General features: G+C 40.1%; 17 protein-coding genes. 6 read left to right on the top strand and 11 right to left on the bottom strand.

The window, feature by feature from the left end; translation table 11 throughout:
* Window positions 1-29: 29 nt before the first annotated feature.
* Window positions 30-1,103, bottom strand: a complete 1,074-nt coding sequence (gene prfA / locus Q1R07_RS07585; protein WP_300488099.1) for a peptide chain release factor 1 — start codon at window positions 1,101-1,103, stop codon at window positions 30-32.
* Between the two features lie 107 nt (window positions 1,104-1,210).
* Between prfA and Q1R07_RS07580 the strand changes: the two genes are divergently transcribed.
* Window positions 1,211-1,705: an SRPBCC domain-containing protein gene (locus tag Q1R07_RS07580; protein ID WP_300488096.1), complete on the top strand. Its 495-nt coding sequence runs from the start codon at window positions 1,211-1,213 to the stop codon at window positions 1,703-1,705.
* A gap of 50 nt (window positions 1,706-1,755) precedes the next feature.
* Here Q1R07_RS07580 and Q1R07_RS07575 read toward each other — a convergent pair whose 3' ends face one another.
* Both Q1R07_RS07575 and Q1R07_RS07570 read right to left on the bottom strand, forming a co-directional pair.
* Complete coding sequence (locus tag Q1R07_RS07575; RefSeq protein WP_300488093.1) at window positions 1,756-3,222, bottom strand: aminoacyl-histidine dipeptidase; 1,467 nt, start codon at window positions 3,220-3,222, stop codon at window positions 1,756-1,758.
* A gap of 130 nt (window positions 3,223-3,352) precedes the next feature.
* On the bottom strand, window positions 3,353-3,637 hold the full coding sequence (locus tag Q1R07_RS07570) for a (2Fe-2S) ferredoxin domain-containing protein (RefSeq protein WP_300488091.1): 285 nt from the start codon (window positions 3,635-3,637) through the stop codon (window positions 3,353-3,355).
* Between the two features lie 114 nt (window positions 3,638-3,751).
* On the opposite strand from Q1R07_RS07570, the gene Q1R07_RS07565 reads away from it, so the two are divergent.
* On the top strand, window positions 3,752-4,813 hold the full coding sequence (locus Q1R07_RS07565) for a DUF3810 domain-containing protein (protein WP_300488088.1): 1,062 nt from the start codon (window positions 3,752-3,754) through the stop codon (window positions 4,811-4,813).
* 29 nt (window positions 4,814-4,842) lie between these two features.
* Here the strand turns inward: Q1R07_RS07565 and Q1R07_RS07560 are convergent, their stop codons facing one another.
* The gene (locus tag Q1R07_RS07560) at window positions 4,843-6,144 is read right to left on the bottom strand and encodes an NAD(P)/FAD-dependent oxidoreductase (protein ID WP_300488085.1); all 1,302 of its coding nucleotides are present in this window, start codon (window positions 6,142-6,144) and stop codon (window positions 4,843-4,845) included.
* A gap of 171 nt (window positions 6,145-6,315) precedes the next feature.
* Here Q1R07_RS07560 and Q1R07_RS07555 point away from each other — a divergent pair, with 171 nt between their 5' ends.
* Both Q1R07_RS07555 and Q1R07_RS07550 read left to right on the top strand, forming a co-directional pair.
* Entirely contained in the window at window positions 6,316-6,810 is a 495-nt protein-coding gene (locus Q1R07_RS07555) for a sigma-70 family RNA polymerase sigma factor (RefSeq protein WP_136404463.1), read from the top strand.
* Between the two features lie 14 nt (window positions 6,811-6,824).
* Complete coding sequence (locus Q1R07_RS07550) at window positions 6,825-7,466, top strand: hypothetical protein (protein ID WP_300488079.1); 642 nt, start codon at window positions 6,825-6,827, stop codon at window positions 7,464-7,466.
* Between the two features lie 38 nt (window positions 7,467-7,504).
* On the opposite strand, the gene Q1R07_RS07545 is transcribed toward Q1R07_RS07550, so the two are convergent.
* Both Q1R07_RS07545 and Q1R07_RS07540 read right to left on the bottom strand, forming a co-directional pair.
* On the bottom strand, window positions 7,505-8,314 hold the full coding sequence (locus Q1R07_RS07545) for a lysophospholipid acyltransferase family protein (protein ID WP_300488077.1): 810 nt from the start codon (window positions 8,312-8,314) through the stop codon (window positions 7,505-7,507).
* A 55-nt stretch (window positions 8,315-8,369) separates the two neighbouring features.
* Window positions 8,370-9,008: a CoA pyrophosphatase gene (locus tag Q1R07_RS07540; RefSeq protein ID WP_300488075.1), complete on the bottom strand. Its 639-nt coding sequence runs from the start codon at window positions 9,006-9,008 to the stop codon at window positions 8,370-8,372.
* A gap of 94 nt (window positions 9,009-9,102) precedes the next feature.
* Here Q1R07_RS07540 and Q1R07_RS07535 point away from each other — a divergent pair, with 94 nt between their 5' ends.
* Window positions 9,103-9,546 carry a DUF4268 domain-containing protein gene (locus Q1R07_RS07535; protein WP_300488072.1) on the top strand — a complete coding sequence of 148 codons (444 nt, stop codon included), beginning with the start codon at window positions 9,103-9,105 and terminating at the stop codon, window positions 9,544-9,546.
* A 12-nt stretch (window positions 9,547-9,558) separates the two neighbouring features.
* Here the strand turns inward: Q1R07_RS07535 and Q1R07_RS07530 are convergent, their stop codons facing one another.
* Window positions 9,559-10,785 carry a glycosyltransferase gene (locus Q1R07_RS07530; RefSeq protein WP_300488068.1) on the bottom strand — a complete coding sequence of 409 codons (1,227 nt, stop codon included), beginning with the start codon at window positions 10,783-10,785 and terminating at the stop codon, window positions 9,559-9,561.
* Between the two features lie 93 nt (window positions 10,786-10,878).
* On the opposite strand from Q1R07_RS07530, the gene Q1R07_RS07525 reads away from it, so the two are divergent.
* Window positions 10,879-11,460, top strand: a complete 582-nt coding sequence (locus Q1R07_RS07525) for a tRNA-(ms[2]io[6]A)-hydroxylase (protein WP_300488065.1) — start codon at window positions 10,879-10,881, stop codon at window positions 11,458-11,460.
* A 50-nt stretch (window positions 11,461-11,510) separates the two neighbouring features.
* Here Q1R07_RS07525 and Q1R07_RS07520 read toward each other — a convergent pair whose 3' ends face one another.
* The 4 genes from Q1R07_RS07520 to aspA all read right to left on the bottom strand — a co-directional run bounded on the left by Q1R07_RS07520 (window position 11,511) and on the right by aspA (window position 16,651).
* Window positions 11,511-12,686: a porin gene (locus Q1R07_RS07520; RefSeq protein ID WP_300488062.1), complete on the bottom strand. Its 1,176-nt coding sequence runs from the start codon at window positions 12,684-12,686 to the stop codon at window positions 11,511-11,513.
* A gap of 32 nt (window positions 12,687-12,718) precedes the next feature.
* Window positions 12,719-14,062: an anaerobic C4-dicarboxylate transporter gene (locus Q1R07_RS07515; protein WP_366526337.1), complete on the bottom strand. Its 1,344-nt coding sequence runs from the start codon at window positions 14,060-14,062 to the stop codon at window positions 12,719-12,721.
* Window positions 14,063-14,155: 93 nt separating this feature from the next.
* On the bottom strand, window positions 14,156-15,226 hold the full coding sequence (locus Q1R07_RS07510; RefSeq protein ID WP_300488056.1) for a type II asparaginase: 1,071 nt from the start codon (window positions 15,224-15,226) through the stop codon (window positions 14,156-14,158).
* Window positions 15,227-15,241: 15 nt separating this feature from the next.
* Window positions 15,242-16,651 (bottom strand): aspartate ammonia-lyase, encoded by a 1,410-nt coding sequence (gene aspA / locus Q1R07_RS07505; RefSeq protein ID WP_300488054.1) that lies wholly within the window; start codon window positions 16,649-16,651, stop codon window positions 15,242-15,244.
* Window positions 16,652-16,962 lie beyond the last annotated feature (311 nt).

The following is a 16,962-nucleotide window of genomic DNA, read 5'->3' as shown; positions in this document are numbered from 1 at the left end:
GACATTTAGTATTTTCGGTATTTTGATCATTAAAATACGTCGCTTTCTTTTAATTTTTCGGTATTGCTCACCAACTGTAGCTCTTCGATTACTTTCTGGATATTTCCGTTCATTACACCGTCCAGATCGTAAAGGGTTAACCCGATTCTGTGATCCGTAACACGTCCCTGCGGATAGTTATAGGTACGGATTTTTGCCGAACGGTCACCACTACTTACCTGTGAGTTTCGTTTTTTAGCATCCTCTTCCTGTTTTTTCGCCAATTCCATTTCGTATAAACGGGAACGTAAAACGGTTAATGCTTTGTCTTTATTTTTATGCTGCGATTTTTCGTCCTGACACTGTGCTACCAATCCGGTTGGAATGTGTGTCATACGCACCGCCGATTTTGTTGTATTTACCGACTGTCCACCTGGTCCTGAAGAACAGAAAAAATCGATACGTACGTCGTTCATGTCGATATGTACGTCAAACTCTTCCGCTTCCGGCAATACCATAACAGTAGCTGCAGAGGTGTGAACACGCCCTTGAGTTTCGGTTTGTGGTACACGTTGTACACGGTGAACACCCGCTTCGAATTTCAAGGTTCCGTAAACATCTTCTCCGGTAACTTCGAAAATCACCTCTTTGAATCCACCTGAAGTACCTTCGTTCAAATCCACAACAGAAGTTCTCCAGCCTTTGTTTTCACAGTATTTGGTATACATACGGAACAAATCTCCGGCAAAGATACTCGCTTCGTCACCACCGGTACCGGCACGGATTTCCACCATTACGTTTTTCGCATCTTCCGGATCTTTCGGGATCAATAAAAATTTGATTTCTTCTTCCAATTGCGGTAAACGCTCTTTGGCTTCATCCAACTGCAATTTGGCCATATCCACCATTTCCGGATCCGATCCGTCGGCAATGATTTCGTTGGCTTCCTTGATATTTCCGTCAAGATTTACATACTCATCGCGTTTTTCAACCAATGCTTTTAAATCTTTGTATTCTTTATTCAATTGTACATAACGCTTCTGATCGGCAATAACATCCGGCTGGATAATTAAGTCCGAGATCTCATCAAAGCGTTGTTTTACTATCTGAAGTCTATCTAACATTTTGTATTTCCTTTGTTTGGAGTGCAAAATTACAAAAAAATCCGTTTAGTTGTATCGTTATACCACCTTAGAATTTTCGCTAAATTTGATTATCAAAACGGCTTATTATGGAAAATTTCGACTGGACGCAGTTTACGCTACGGATTGCAATAAACGCAACACTCCCAAACCTTTACAATGCCTGGACCAAAGCTTCCGAACTGGAAAAATGGTTTCTGAGTCAGGCGGATAGTTTTGAGCCTGATGGCACTCTTATTCCGAAAAACCAAAGTATAAAACAGGACTATCGCTATGAATGGAACTGGTATTTATATCCCGATCTTGAAATGGGTACTTTTACTGAAGCGAATGGTCGTGATTTTGTACAATTCACTTTTGCCGGTCAATGTCTTGTGGCTATTTCATTAACGGAACAAGACGATTTTGTGATCGTAGAACTAACGCAGAAAAATATCCCTACCGACGATTCCTCTAAAAAAAATATCCGATTGGGTTGCCACGATGGCTGGTCGTTTTATCTGGTGAATCTGAAATCAGTCTATGAAGGCGGATTGGATTTACGGAACAAAAACACCGATCTGAAACCGATGTTAAACAACTAAAAAAAGGGTTATCGCAATGACAACCCTTTTCTATATTTAAACAATACCGTTTAGTTTTTTAACGGAATCTGCTGTAAAATTTCCAATACGAATTTCCAGTATTTCTGAGCCGATGAAATCGAAGCTCTTTCATCCGGGCTATGTGCTCCTTTGATCGTAGGACCAAAAGAAATCATATCCATATCCGGATAATTGGTTCCTAAAATACCACATTCCAATCCGGCGTGACAGGCCACTACATGTGGTTTACTTCCGTTTTGTTTTTCGTAAATTGATGTCAACACATCCAAAATCGGTGAACTCACATTTGGTGTCCATCCCGGATACGAACCGGCAAAAACCACTTCACATCCAATTAATTCGAAAGCCGAACGCAACGCATTCGCTAAATCAAATTTTGAACTTTCAACCGAAGAACGCGTTAAACACTGCACGGTGATTTTTCCGTCTTTAACGATCACACGAGCAATATTATTAGACGTTTCTACCAAATTGTCCATATCGGCACTCATACGGTAAACACCGTTATGAGCGGTATACAAGGCACGAATCAATCCTTCCTGAACGCCTAAATCCATAACGGTAGTTGGTACTACATCGGATTTTACGATTTCGATGGTCAGATTCGGCTCCGTCGTTTTAAACTCAGCTTTGATATCGTTGATCACTTCCTGCATATCGAAAACGAAAGCTTCATCATAAATCTGAGAGATGATCACTTTAGCAACACTTTCTCTTGGGATGGCGTTACGAAGACTTCCTCCGTTGATTTCTGCGATTTGTAATCCGAAGTTTTCAAATGCATCAAAAAACAAACGATTCATAATTTTATTGGCGTTACCCAAACCTTTGTCGATATCCATTCCGGAGTGCCCTCCGTTTAGTCCTTTAACCGTAATGGTATAGCCTACCGAACCTTCCGGCGTTTCTTCTTCGTTATACTCACGAACTGCGGTCACATCTACTCCACCGGCACATCCGATATCGATTTCATCGTCTTCTTCCGTATCCAGATTTAAAAGGATTTCACCATCCAATAATCCACCTTTTAATCCCATTGCTCCGGTCATTCCGGTTTCTTCATCAATAGTAAAAAGCGCTTCAATAGCCGGATGCGGGATATCGTTGCTTTCCAGAATCGCCATGATCGTAGCCACACCAAGACCGTTATCCGCTCCTAAAGTTGTTCCTTTGGCACGAACCCAGTCGCCATCTACATACATTTCAATTCCTTGTGTATCGAAATCGAAATCAGTATCGTTATTTTTTTGGTGTACCATATCCAAATGCGATTGCATCACGATGGTTTTGCGGTTTTCCATTCCGGCAGTGGCCGGTTTTTTAATGATGACGTTACCCACCTCATCTTTCAGGGTTTCCAATCCTAGTTTTTTACCGAAATCCATCATAAAAGCAATCACGCGTTCTTCTTTTTTAGAAGGCCGCGGAACAGCATTCAGGTCGGCAAATTTATTCCAAAGCTGTTTAGGCTCAAGGTTTCTTACTTCCTGGCTCATTATTTTACCTTTTGTAGTTATACTTCAAATTTTGAATTCCAAAGGTACAAAGATTTTCAGCCCGGGAAAATGATAATCCGGGGAATTTTAAATAAAGAAAAGGGATGTTATTTTAAGACGGAAATGGCCGTTATTTTGCAATGGTAAGTATCGGTGGCGCGATATATTCTTCGAAAATCTGAACGGCTTTTTTTTCAGACACATCGCCAAACCAAAGGTTTTCCGGTTGTACGGCGATAACCGGTGCGCATTTACAATTATCGGTACAAAAAGTTTTTACCAATGCCACTTCGTTTTTCAATCCGGCTTCTTTTACCAGCGTGCGGATTGCTTTGCGATTGTGTTTATTCTCCTTACTGCATTTGCTACCATCACAGAAATAAATTGCTTTTTGAGGTGCGTCTAACTTTTTCATTACCAGAATAATTGAAGGTGTTATTTTTATCTATTCTAATTAAAGGCAAATATACAATAAGAAAATTAACAGGATCTTAAATTAACATTTTTTATATTTATAAAAATTTTGTCGATGAAGAAAAAGCTCGTATTACCTGTATTCCTTGTGGTTCAGTTTGTTATATTAAAGTTACTTTCGTTTTTCCCCGAGCTTGTCGAACGTTATTACAGCAATGGATTTTACCCTGTTTTATCCAAAATTTCGCGTATCACTTTAGGCTGGATTCCGTTTTCCGTGGGTGATCTACTCTATGGAATCGTTATCTTTCTACTTTTAAAATGGTTGTGGAACAAACGAAAAACCTGGAAAATCGCCTGGAAAGAAAACCTTTTGAGTCTTATCGGTTTTGTTTCCGTTTTTTATTTTCTGTTTAACCTGTTATGGGGCATCAATTATATCCGCGTACCCTTATATCAAAAACTGGCACTCGAACGTGATTATTCGACAGAAGAGCTGATCGCTTTTACCGAACGGGTTATTGTAAAGGTTAACGCCATCCATTCCCAGATCGAAAAAAACGACAGCCTGAAAGTAGTCGTTCCGTATACCCGTGATGCGATTTTTGAAAAAACACAAAATGGTTATGATCATCTTTCCAAAACCTTTCCGTTTTTTACCTATAAGCATCCATCCGTAAAAAAATCATTGATCAGTACGCCATTAACCTATATGGGGTTTAGCGGTTATCTGAATCCGTTTACCAATGAAGCGCAGGTAAACGCTTTAATTCCGTTGCCGAATTTTGCGACAACCACCTGTCACGAAATGGCGCATCAGATTGGTTACGCCTCCGAAAGTGAAGCGAATTTTATCGGTTATATGGCTTCTATTTATAACGATGATCTTTATTTTCAATATTCCGGATATACGTATGCCTTGCGCTATTGCCTCCACAATATCGAATTAAAACAGGAAGGACGCAGTGAAGCCCTACTTCCTTTGATCCATCCGGGCGTTCTCGAAAATTTTAAAGATTCGGATACTTTTTGGGACGAACATCAGAACATCATGGAACCATTGTTTAAAGTCTTTTATGACAATTTCTTAAAGCTTAACCAGCAAAAAGACGGGATGGAAAGTTACAGCAAGTTTGTCGACCTGCTGATTCATTACTATCGCAACAAACCATTATAGAAAAAGACGCCGGATTGGCGTCTTTTCGTTTATAATTCATCGGGTATAAAACTCTGCGAACTTTTCTTTTTATAAGGTCGGATGATCAATCGTCCTTCCCGATCAAAACGGATATAGTTATAAACCCAGTTCATAAATACAACTGCTTTATTTTTAAATCCGATTAGGGAAAATAAGTGGACAAACATCCATACAAACCAGGCGAAAACGCCGTTAAAATGCCAACGCGGTAAATCGACCACCGCTTTATTCCGACCAATGGTGGCCATCGATCCTTTATCGTTATAGACAAACGGTTTCATTTTTTGCTTTTGAATTTTTCGGAGCATATTCTGCGCCAATAAAGCCCCTTGCTGTAACGCCGGCTGCGCCATCATGGGATGTCCCATCGGATAGGTATCGCTGACCATGGTAGCAATATCACCAATGGCAAAAATGTTCTCATACCCCAAAACCTGGTTGCATTCATCTACTTTAATCCGTTCGTTTCCGGCTAATGCTTCGGGTTTTAAACCTTTAATCGCCGCGCCTTTCACTCCGGCCGTCCAGATTACGGTAGCCGATTCGAATGTCAGATCCGAATTGGTGGTCACCGTTTTACCGTCGTAATTGGTTACGCGAACGTTTTTCCAGATGCTAACTCCCAGTCCGCTTAAAAATTCCTCTGCTTTCCGGGATGCTTTTGGAGACATCGCATCCAGGATTTTATCGGTTCCCTGAATCAGGTTGATTTCCATTTTCCGAACATCGAGATCCGGGTAATCTTTTGGCAGAATGGCTTTTTTCATTTCGGCCAATGCTCCGGCCAACTCCACTCCCGTTGGTCCGCCACCTACGATTACAAAGTTCATCAGACTCAATCGTTCGTTGATATCGTTTGTAAGCAATGCCTGTTCGAAATTTTCCAGAATCAGACTGCGGATATTGAGTGACTGCGGTATGGTTTTCATGGCCATACTGTTTTTTTCAATCTCCTTATTTCCAAAATAATTGGTTTTGGATCCGGTGGCAATCACCAGATAATCATAGTATAAATCGCCAATATCGGCGGTTACTTTTCGGGTTTCCGTATCGATTTCCTTTACCTGTGCCAAGCGGAAATAAAAATTATCATAATCCTGTACCACTTTTCGGATCGGATAGGCAATCGATCCGGCTTCGAGTCCACCGGTTGCAACCTGATAAAGTAACGGTTGAAACGTATGGTAATTGTGTTTGTCCAACAGGACTACCTGAACATTTTTATTACGCAATTTTTTAGCCAGCGCAATACCGGCAAAACCACCTCCAATAATAATGATACGGGGAAAACTCGATCGGGGAATGTTCATTTTCTCTTGTTAAATTTAGCATCTAAAGTTACAAAGTAAAATTGGCTCACACGCTATTTTAAATGGGATTCTACAGGCGAATTTCTTCTATTTTGATGCAATTATTTCAATATCCAAAAATAAAAAAAGCCTAACTTGTAACAATTTGCAGTATATCCACACTAATCGGTTATGAATTCGAACCTGGAACAGTCCTTTGTATCGCAATTAGAACAACATCAGAACATTATACACAAGATTTGTCGTCTGTATACTTCTGATGAAGATTCGCATAAAGACTTGTTTCAGGAAATCACAATTCAGCTTTGGAAAGCATTCCCCCAATTTCGCGGTGAGGCAAAATTTACCACCTGGGCTTACCGGGTTGCGTTGAATACGGCTATTACCTTATACCGAAAGAAAGTCAAAACGGTAAACACTATCGAATTTGATGGTAAAATACACAAATTCAATCACGAGGATTACAACTATGAAGAAGAAGAACAGATCAAGTTGTTGTATAAGGCCGTACATCAGTTAAACGATATTGAAAAAGCCTTGGTTTTCATGTATCTGGAAGACAAGGATTATACCGAGATCGCCGATACACTGGGCATTAGTGAAGTAAACGCCCGTGTAAAGATGAACCGTATAAAAGGGAAACTAAAAAAAATTGTAAATCCATAACGGGAGCGATTGTCATGGAAGAGTTAGATTTATTAAAAAAAGACTGGAAGAAAAACGAACATTCCTTTCCGAAAATTACGGAACAGGAGATTTATGCCATGCTGCATAAAAAGTCGTCTTCCATCGTAAAATGGATATTCATTATCAGTATACTGGAAATGATTGCCTGGAGCCTGATTAGTTTTTTTACGGCAGATGAAAATTACCTGAAAACACTGGAATCCTATCATATCAAGACTCTGGTCAACACCTTTACGGTGATCAACTATATTGTTATTTTTTCCTTTATATTCCTGTTTTATCGGAATTTTAAAAGTATCAATACGACCGACAGTGTAAAATCGCTGATGAAAAATATTCTGAAAACACGAAAAACGGTACAGTATTATATTTGGTACAACCTGGTAATGATCGGTATTATTTTTATTACGATGATGGTGGCTACCTGTATTTATGACGAGCGTTTTAACCGTATGTCCGGGCAATTTGAAGGTAATGATCAAGGTATGTTGTTCTGGATGATGATTTTAGGTTTTACGATTGTTTTTTTCGGAATATTCGTAGGAATCATCTGGTTGTTCTACCGACTTGTATACGGTTTTCTATTACGCCGACTGTATAAAAATTACGAAGAGTTAAAGAAAATAGACTTATAAAAAAAGAGGCTTACAAATTGTAAGCCTCTTTTTTTATATTAATAATCCCACTGTCGTTGTCGGTTTAATTCTTCCTGTGCTTCAATTTCTTCGGCCGGAATTACTTTTAGAAATGACGGATGCTGTTCGATGGCAAATTCCACTTTTTCTACAATTTCGTCTATGGAATCATTTTCATAATCGATATCCAACGGTTCTTTAATAATAAACGATTGTAGTATTCCTTTTTTCTTTAATCGCAATCCTTTTTTATCGAACGAACGACGGAATCCATCGATCACAATCGGTACAACTATTGGTTTATGTTGTTTGATGATGTGCGCTGTTCCTTTTCGAACCGGTTTAAACGATTTGGTCGTTCCCTGCGGAAAGGTGATTACCCATCCGTCTTCCAGTGCGATTCGGATATTTTCGGTATCGTTAGGATTTACTTCCCGTTTTTCGGTGACGTCTTTTCCTTTCGACCGCCAGGTGCGTTCTACGGTAATGGCACCTACATACGATAAGATTCGCGGTAACAATCCAGCCTGCATGGTTTCCTTAGCAGCGACATAATAAATATTCAATTTCGGTTCCCATAGGTATCCGATGTTTTTAATATTGTCTTCGCGGCCTTTTAAACTGGCGTTAAAGACGTGAAACATGGCCACCACATCGGCGAAATAGGTTTGGTGATTTGAGATAAAAAGTACATTTCTATCGGGTAAAGCCCTTATAATTTCCGATCCGTCGATTTGCAATTCATTAAAGCCGCGATACCGTCGGTGCGTAAGAGCACCAAAAACACGGATCAGCCATTTTTTCAAAAAGAGTATATGACCAAAAGGATTTCTTTTAAACAATCCCATTTTTTTACTGTTTAATTTCCAAAAAAGAACTGCAAATGTATAGAAAACAAATCGATTAGATTACATTCTTAACAGTTTCTTTGAGTTCGCTCATCATCATGGCTGTTGCGCCCCAAACGATATGATCTTCAATCTGAAAAGCCGGAACTTTAATATTGGTAGCATACGAGGTGGTCATGGTTACTTCCACGATTATTTCGTCGTCCAGAAAACGTTCCAACGGTAATTCGATAATCTGTGCGACTTCTTCCAGTTGGGGAATAAAATGAAGTTCCTGATGGGCAATTCCCATAAATGGTGAAACCAGAAAATTGCTGGGTGGAATATAGATTTCACTAAACGGTTTAATCACTTCTATTTTTCCGGGTGCAATTCCTACTTCTTCGTGTGTTTCCCGTAAAGCAGTGTGAATCAGATTCCGATCTTCGGGTTCGACCTTTCCACCGGGAAAAGCAATCTGCGAAGAATGGATACCAGGATAGGAATTTCGGACGATTAGTACGAGATGTGGTACATTATTTTTCGGATAAAAAAGCATCATTACCGCGGCTCTTCTGGGATTTTTATCGACATAGCTGGCTTCCTTCAGGGTCGAAATACGCTCCAGGGGTGCCATTTTTATATGTGCATCCGACGCCAAAAGCTTTTCTTTTTCTATTTTTGGAATATATTTTAAAAAATCCTGAAAGTCCATCGTTTTTGTGTGTTTTCTTTTAAAACCTAACTATAAAGTTACCTCAAAAAAAACTCATGGCAAATTTTTATTAAAACAAATATTCAAAGAAAAAATGTTCAGCAAAGAAGAAGCGCAAAAGATAAAAAAAGAATTCTGGACCGAATTTGCGGAAGCGTATCCCCGGAAATGGCTCTTGTATGATACCAAAATCAAAGACTTTTCCTTTAAGTTTTATGTCGATAATAAAAAGGCACAGGTTACACTGGATATTGAAAGTAAAGACGATGAAAAGCGAAAAATCTACTATGAAAAAATAGAATCGCTACGTACTATTTTACATGAGGATTTTTTACCGGAAGCCGTACTGGAGCGCAATTTTTACCTGGAAACAGGAAAAGCAATCAGTAAAGTTTGGGTCGAAAAAACCGGAATCAGTTTGTTTAACCGTTCCAGTTGGCCGGAAATTTTCGATTTTTTTAATGATAATATGGATGCTTTCGAGCGTTTCTTTTATGAATATGAAGATTATATCCGCGATCTGGAAATCAACACCTAAATTTAAAGCTACCTATGGGGTAGCTTTATTTTTTTCGGCAATCCATTTTGCCATATAATGCGTACTCTGCATCGTATGATGTTGGAGCATCGCTCCTATAAAATTGGTATCTCGGTGTGCTTTTAAATTGGCTTTCAGATGTGCTATCCGCTGTTGTAATTTTTCCAAATGTGGTTTGGCCGTATAGCGATCACTACTGATCCGATAACCGTTTTGTTGTTTTTGATACCATAGTTCCGAATCGGAATACAACTCGGTTGCTTTTGCAATAAAAGTCGCATTATCGTCTGCTATAAAACCATTCCAGTCACCGTTATCCTGCATCGACTCGGCTCCAACTGTAGTCGTTACCGTTGGCGTTCCGTATACCATCGCTTCGAGTAACTTCCCTTTTATTCCGGCTCCAAAACGAATCGGTGCGAGTAAAACCCGGGCGTTTGCTATTACTTCCATCGCATCGGATGCTCTTCCCATCACATAAAAACGCTCTTTCGGGTTGTGGAGATCCGTCACTTTTTGCGTCGCATAGGCTCCATAAATCCGTAGGGTCGCTTCCGGCAATTGTTCTTTTAATTCCGGCCAGATTTCATTTTTAAGCACCCAGGCACAATTCCAGTTGGGTTCGTGAAAAAAGTTTCCGATAAAAACAAAATCCTTTCGCGCTCCGAATGACGGCGGCGTATGTTCTATCGGTTCCAACAATAATGGCAAATAGTGTAAAAGGTCCACATCGACTTTAAATTGGTTTTGCAATACGGCCATTTCAAATTCTGAAATCATCAGGGTTACATCCGATCGAAAAATACTGGCGATTTCCCGTTTCGCGATTTCAGACGATGGTAGTATTTCCCGGTAATCGGTTTGTTTTTTATAGGCCTGACGCCTTGCTTCGCGCAAACAATGCAGGTCTTCGGTATCGAGTAACCGAATCGCATCCGGACAATATTTAGTCACACGCCAGCCAAATTGCTCTTCCATCATAAAACGGTCGAACAGTACCATATCCGGTTGTAATTCCTTTATATAGTCATCGAAACTGGAACAATTCAATTGGATATTTTGGGTTTCCACGCCTATGCCCTGTAGGTCAACAGCAAATTCACTATGTGCCGCCGGACTGGCGAAGATCACTTTATAACCTTCGGATTGAAAAAAACGGATGAGTTGCAGCATTCTGCTTCCGGCCGCCGACGAACCCGGTTCCGGCCATACATAACCAATGATGAGTAGTAACGGCATTTTGAATCGATAATAAAAACAAATATACTACTTGTCGCTACGCATTTCGGACTTTCGCCGTAAAATTGTATTTTTACAGCTAAACTTTATATAATGTTAGGCTTAAAATTAAAAACAGACCCGAGATGGGTAACGATTGTAGAATCGAACATCCAGGAAATTCTGACCGATCATGCCTGGTGTGAGCAAAAAGCGGCTACAAATGCCATATCGATTATCACGATCAATTCCGAAAAAGTAGATCTGGTAACCGAAATGATCAAAATTGCCCGTGAAGAACTGGAACATTTCGAAATGGTTCACGAGATCATCAAAGAACGTGGACTGGAATTGGGACGGGAACGAAAAGATGATTATGTAAACGAACTGGCCAAATTTATGATTAAAGGCGGTAGCCGAAATCAGGCATTGGTCGATCGTTTGTTATTTTCGGCCATGATTGAAGCCCGAAGCTGTGAGCGTTTTAAAGTTTTATCACAGAATATACAGGACGAAAAACTGGCTACTTTTTACAGGGATTTAATGATCAGTGAAGCCGGACACTATACTACTTTTTTAGGATTTGCCCGAAAATATACCGAAAAGACCGATGTCGACAAACGTTGGCAGGAATGGATCGATTATGAAACCTCGATCATTACCAACTACGGAAAACAGGAAACCATACACGGTTAATCAAAAAAATCCCCTTCAGATGTGAAGGGGATTTTTAGTAAACAAAACAATTAAAAAATTAATAACGGCGCAATGAATCCGATACTAAAACGTCCTGTATTGTAATCGGTTTGACCCAACTGTTCCTGTGCATATGTAGAATAGTTATAATAACGTCCGACGTAGGATACGAAGAATCGTAAATTAAGGTCTTTAAAAGGTATATACTGAACCGAGGGGATAAATCCATAACTGGATCGGATATGACTGTAACCGCTATCGGCAGCAACCATATTTTTGGCATACGCATTACTGTGCATTAACGTCAGCGACAGGTTAACTTTCGGTACAATCAGGTATTCTGCACGAAGCCAGTTTTCCAGATACGAAACATTTTCCTGGATATTCACTTCTTCGCCCGGGATCATATTGGTGATAATCCCTTTACGATCGATTCCTTCGTTACTATATTTAAAATCATATAGCAACGTTAGCTTTTTATCCTGGTATTTATGCCCTAAGGAATAGAAATTCATTCCCTTTTGGGTTGTTTCCTTAAAATAGCTATAGCTATAAATCGTTTCGAATTTACCACCGAAAAAGCGCCCTCTCCAATTGGAGATAAAAGCCATTGGTACTTTTGCTTTTTCCAGATTAACCGGAATTCGATCCTGATAAACATCTTCAAAATCGGAAACCCTTGAATTTAGTACCTGTAGGCCAAAAGAATGGTTTTGGAATGCCTGATAGGTAATTCCGGCACCGGTTAGGAAGTTATCCGCATATTCGAGGATATCGTTGTATTCGAGTATGTCGATCGGATTCAGGTCGAATTCATATCCGCCCCAATCGGCACTCATTTTACCCAGATTCAGGCGTGTTTTGGGAGACAATTCAATCCCGATAAACGCCATATCGGTCGACCGGCTTACGTTATCGCGGGAACCCGGATCGGTGGTTTTGGTATAGCGATCCCGAAACCGGAAATACACTTTATCGTGTATTTTTCCTTTAATTTCAAGACGCATTTGATTATTGCTAAATGCCGATTCCTGGAACTTTCCGTCCCGAAAAAAGTTATCATTAGCAAATTGCATATTAAAAATGATATCCACATTTTTGAGTAAATCCAATCGTTCCTTAGGAATAATGGGTTTGGAAAGGGTGTCCTTACTCAGTTGATGGTCTTGTCCCGACATTCCGGCCTGAACAAAGAGAAACAGTATTAAAAGAACATATTTTTTCATGGCATGTATATTAAAACATAACTAAACTTTATCTATAAAAAGGCACCTATCAGGAACCCCGCTGCGATAGCAACGATCACGGCGACGAGCCCCGGTACCATAAAACTGTGGTTGACCACAAATTTTCCGATTTTAGTACTACCGGTCCTATCAAAGTTGATAGCGGCCAATAGTGTCGGATAACCCGGCAAGACGAAATCAGCATTTACAGCCGGGAAAATAGCGATCAGCGCATGATGCGGTACCCCCAATGCCATCCCTAATGGCATTATGGTTTTGGTTGTAGCCGCCTGACTAAACATCAAGGCTCCTAGTGCAAATACGGCAATGGCAAATGTCCAGGGATGTGCGGTAACGATTTCTTCCATAAATCCTTTAATGGCGACCTGATTGTGTCCCATAAAGGTTGCACTCATCCAAACGACTCCAAAAACGGAAACCACTGCGGTAGCCATAGCACTAAACAAACTGACTTTGGTTACATCGACAGCACTGGTTTTGGTTAGCAGCATCATTAATGCCGAAGCGGTTAACGTGACAATACTGATCACCGCCACCATTTTCAATTCACCATTGGCACTTAAAACCAGAGACGCTTCTCCCGCTCCGAATTGCGGTAACAACTGCGGACAGGCACCCGCCAAAACGATTAACAATACGGCTATCGCAAAAATAACCACCGACGTTTTGGCTCCTTTTTTAAGCTGTTTGGGTTTATTTCCCGGTTCGGAATCCAAACTTTTTGCAAACTCCGGATCCTTCATTTTTTCAATAAAAATAGGGTCCTCTTCCAGCTCTTTCCCTTTTTTGAGTACGGCGAAACAGGAAAATAAGATTCCGATAAGACAAGCCGGGATACAAATTTTCATGATATCGATTAATGCTCCGGGATAGGCTAATATTCCCGCTCCGGCAAAGGCAGCTGTTGCGGCACTCATCGGACTTCCGGTTATCGCAAGGTGCGACGCAATTACCGAGACACTTAACGGGCGTTCCGGTCGGATTCTTTTTTTTGCGGCTACTTCCGAAATAATCGGTAATAAGGAATATAGTAAATGTGCCGTGCCCGCAAAAAGGCAAAAGAAATATACCGTAAAAGGCGCGATAAAAACAATATTGGAAGGATTGCTGCGAATGACTTTTTCGGCCAGCTGAACTAAATAATCCAGTCCGCCGCAAGCTTGTAATGTTGCAGCTGTTGAAACGATCGCCATGATGACAAGCATCACATCGATTGGAGGATCACTTGGGCGCATTTGAAACAGAAAGACAAAAATCATCAATCCGACCATTCCCATAACACCAAGACCAATCCCTTTCATCTGGGAACCGATCAGGATCATTGCTATTAAAATTATAAACTGTATCAATAACATAGGCATACTATTTACGTTTATAAAAGTTTTACAGGAGATAAAGGAGAAAACAAGACTGCCTTCCCTTTTATCCTATACAGTAAAAGAACTTGATTAATATTTGAAAAAGAGATCCTGAATGGTCTGCTGATCATTTGTCTGCGTTAGCGCCAACATCAATAAGACACGTGCTTTTTGCGGATTCAGATCATCGGCTACTACAAAACCCAATGCTTTGTCATCGACTTCATTAAATAGCGTTACTCGTCCGGCACCCGCACGGGCAGCACGACAAACGACAACTCCTTTTTTTGAAGCATCGGCAAGTGCTTTACCAACAGGGGCATTAAAATTACCATTTCCCATTCCGGCATATACAATACCTTTGACTCCTTCTTCAACAGAAGCGGTTATGGCTCTTGGACTGGCATCAGCATATCCGTAGATAATTTCTACCTGTGGTAATTTTTTCAGTCCTTTGATATTGAATTTCTGAGCCGGCGAACGAAGTGATTTATAGTAATAACTCACTTTTCCATCATAAATCAGTCCGATCGGGCCAAAATTTCGGGATTTAAAAGTAGCGGTATTTGTAGTTACGGTTTTTGTGACATCGCGAGCGGCATAAATCTCTTCATTCATCGCTGTCACTACTCCAATTCTCTGACTACTTGGTGCTGCAGCAACTGTCACGGCATCAAATAAATTCCGGTTACCATCCTGACTCATAGCCGTAGCCGGACGCATCGCTCCTACCAAAACCACCGGTTTATCGGATTTAATCGTTAGCGATAAGAAATAGGCTGTTTCTTCCTGCGTATCCGTACCATGTGTTACCACCACACCATCGGCTTCGTTATTATCGAAGATGGCATTAATACGGTTGCTTAATTTTAACCAGGTATCCACATTCATATCCTGGCTTCCAATTTGAGCAATTTGCTCGCCTTTGATACGTGCCAAATCGTGAATCTGCGGAACTGCATTAAGCAAATTATCCACCGGAATCTGTCCGGGCGTATAGGCCGCTTTTGAAGAAGATTCACCTGCACCGGCAATGGTACCGCCTGTCGCCAGAATAATGACACGTGGTAAATTCGCATCTTTAGTCTTTGTATTTTTAGATTGTGCCTGTACTTGAAAAACAATCAATACGGCAAATAAGACACTTACTATTTTTTTCATATTATATACGTTTAATTAAGATATTATCAATTTCGGATGTATTAAATTGTCCATTGCATAAATCTCATTCCATTTCTCCTGAGAGATCAGTTTTCTTTCGAGCACTACGATTTCATGGATATTTTTACCTGATAAAAGTGCTTCACCTGCAATACTGGCACAGGTTTCATATCCTAAAATAGGATTTAACTGTGTCACAATACCGATACTATTCATCACTAAGTTAGCACAATGTTCTTTATTAGCCGTAATACCGGTCACACATTTATCAACCAAAGTATTAATACTATTACCAAGGTACTCCAAAGAAGTGAATAGTGCAAAACCGATAACCGGTTCCATTACATTGAGTTGCAACTGACCGGCTTCGGCAGCCATAGTAACGGTTACATCCTGTCCGATAACATAAAAACAAGTTTGATTGACCACTTCCGGGATAACCGGATTCACTTTACCCGGCATAATGGAAGATCCCGGTTGACAAGGAGGCAGATTTATTTCGTTTAATCCGGTACGTGGGCCGGAACTCAACAATCGCAAGTCATTACAAATTTTTGACACCTTAACTGCGGTTCTTTTTAGGGTTCCCATAGCCAATACAAAAGCACCGGTATCGCTTGTAGCTTCGATTAAATCGGGTGATAATATTAGTGGAAGGCGGGTTTCTTTGGCCAGATATCGAACACATAATTCCGGATAATCTTCCGGAGCGTTAACTTTTGTACCGATAGCCGTTGCGCCCATATTTACCTCCAAAAGAAGACTTTGCACTTCGCGTAATCGTTGAATATCTTCACCAATCGTTGTTGCAAAAGCATGAAACTCCTGACCTAAAGTCATCGGAACGGCATCCTGTAGTTGTGTTCGTCCCATTTTTAGCACCGCTTCGAATTCCTTGCCTTTTAGAGCAAATGCATCTTCAAGACGTTTCAATATCGTACAGAATCTGTTTAATTTGTAATAAAGTGCCAGACGAACAGCCGTCGGATAGGCATCATTTGTAGATTGTGAACAATTCACATGATTGTTTGGATGTACATATTGATAAGCACCTTTTTCGTGTCCCAAACATTCCAGGGCAATATTCGCAATGACTTCATTAGCATTCATATTGACGGAAGTACCGGCACCACCCTGAATCAGATCACTAACAAACTGATCGTCAAATTTACCGCTAATAACCTGATCACAGGCAAAACAAATGGCATCCGCTATTTTCGGGTCCAAAACGCCACAATCTCTATTGGCTAAAGCAGCTGCTTTTTTTACCTGCCCTAATGATTTGATCAATCCATTCTCATTCTTAAGGGTAATACCCGTAATATTAAAATTTTTTTTCGCACGGAAAGTCTGAATTCCATAATACATTTCATTTGGGATATCCAATTCTCCCAAAAAATCGTGTTCTTTTCTTGTGTTTTTCATACTACTTAAGATTTAAATTATTGAGGCTTATAATCCTTCGACTCTTTTTCGAAGGCTTTTATTTTTGAGTAGCACAAATTTAATGTGATAAAAAAACTAAAAACATGACAAAAAACATATTTTTACAACATTATTCAGTAGTTCAGTTATTATATTATCAATAATATAGAAGTCAAAAACATAAAAAGTATGGAATTAGAAATTTCCCTGATGTTATAAAATATAAAAACCGGAGCTTGTCCGTTTTTTTTATGTTTTGTTTGGAACAGGAACACCTGACAGGTTTTGTAAACCTGTCAGGTGTAGAAGAT

Origin of the sequence: Flavobacterium sp. (assembly GCF_030146175.1) — a bacterium.
Classification (GTDB): Bacteria; Bacteroidota; Bacteroidia; order Flavobacteriales; family Flavobacteriaceae; genus Flavobacterium.
The sequence above is the reverse complement of the archived record's forward strand: the minus strand, read 5'-3'. Positions and strand labels throughout refer to the sequence as shown.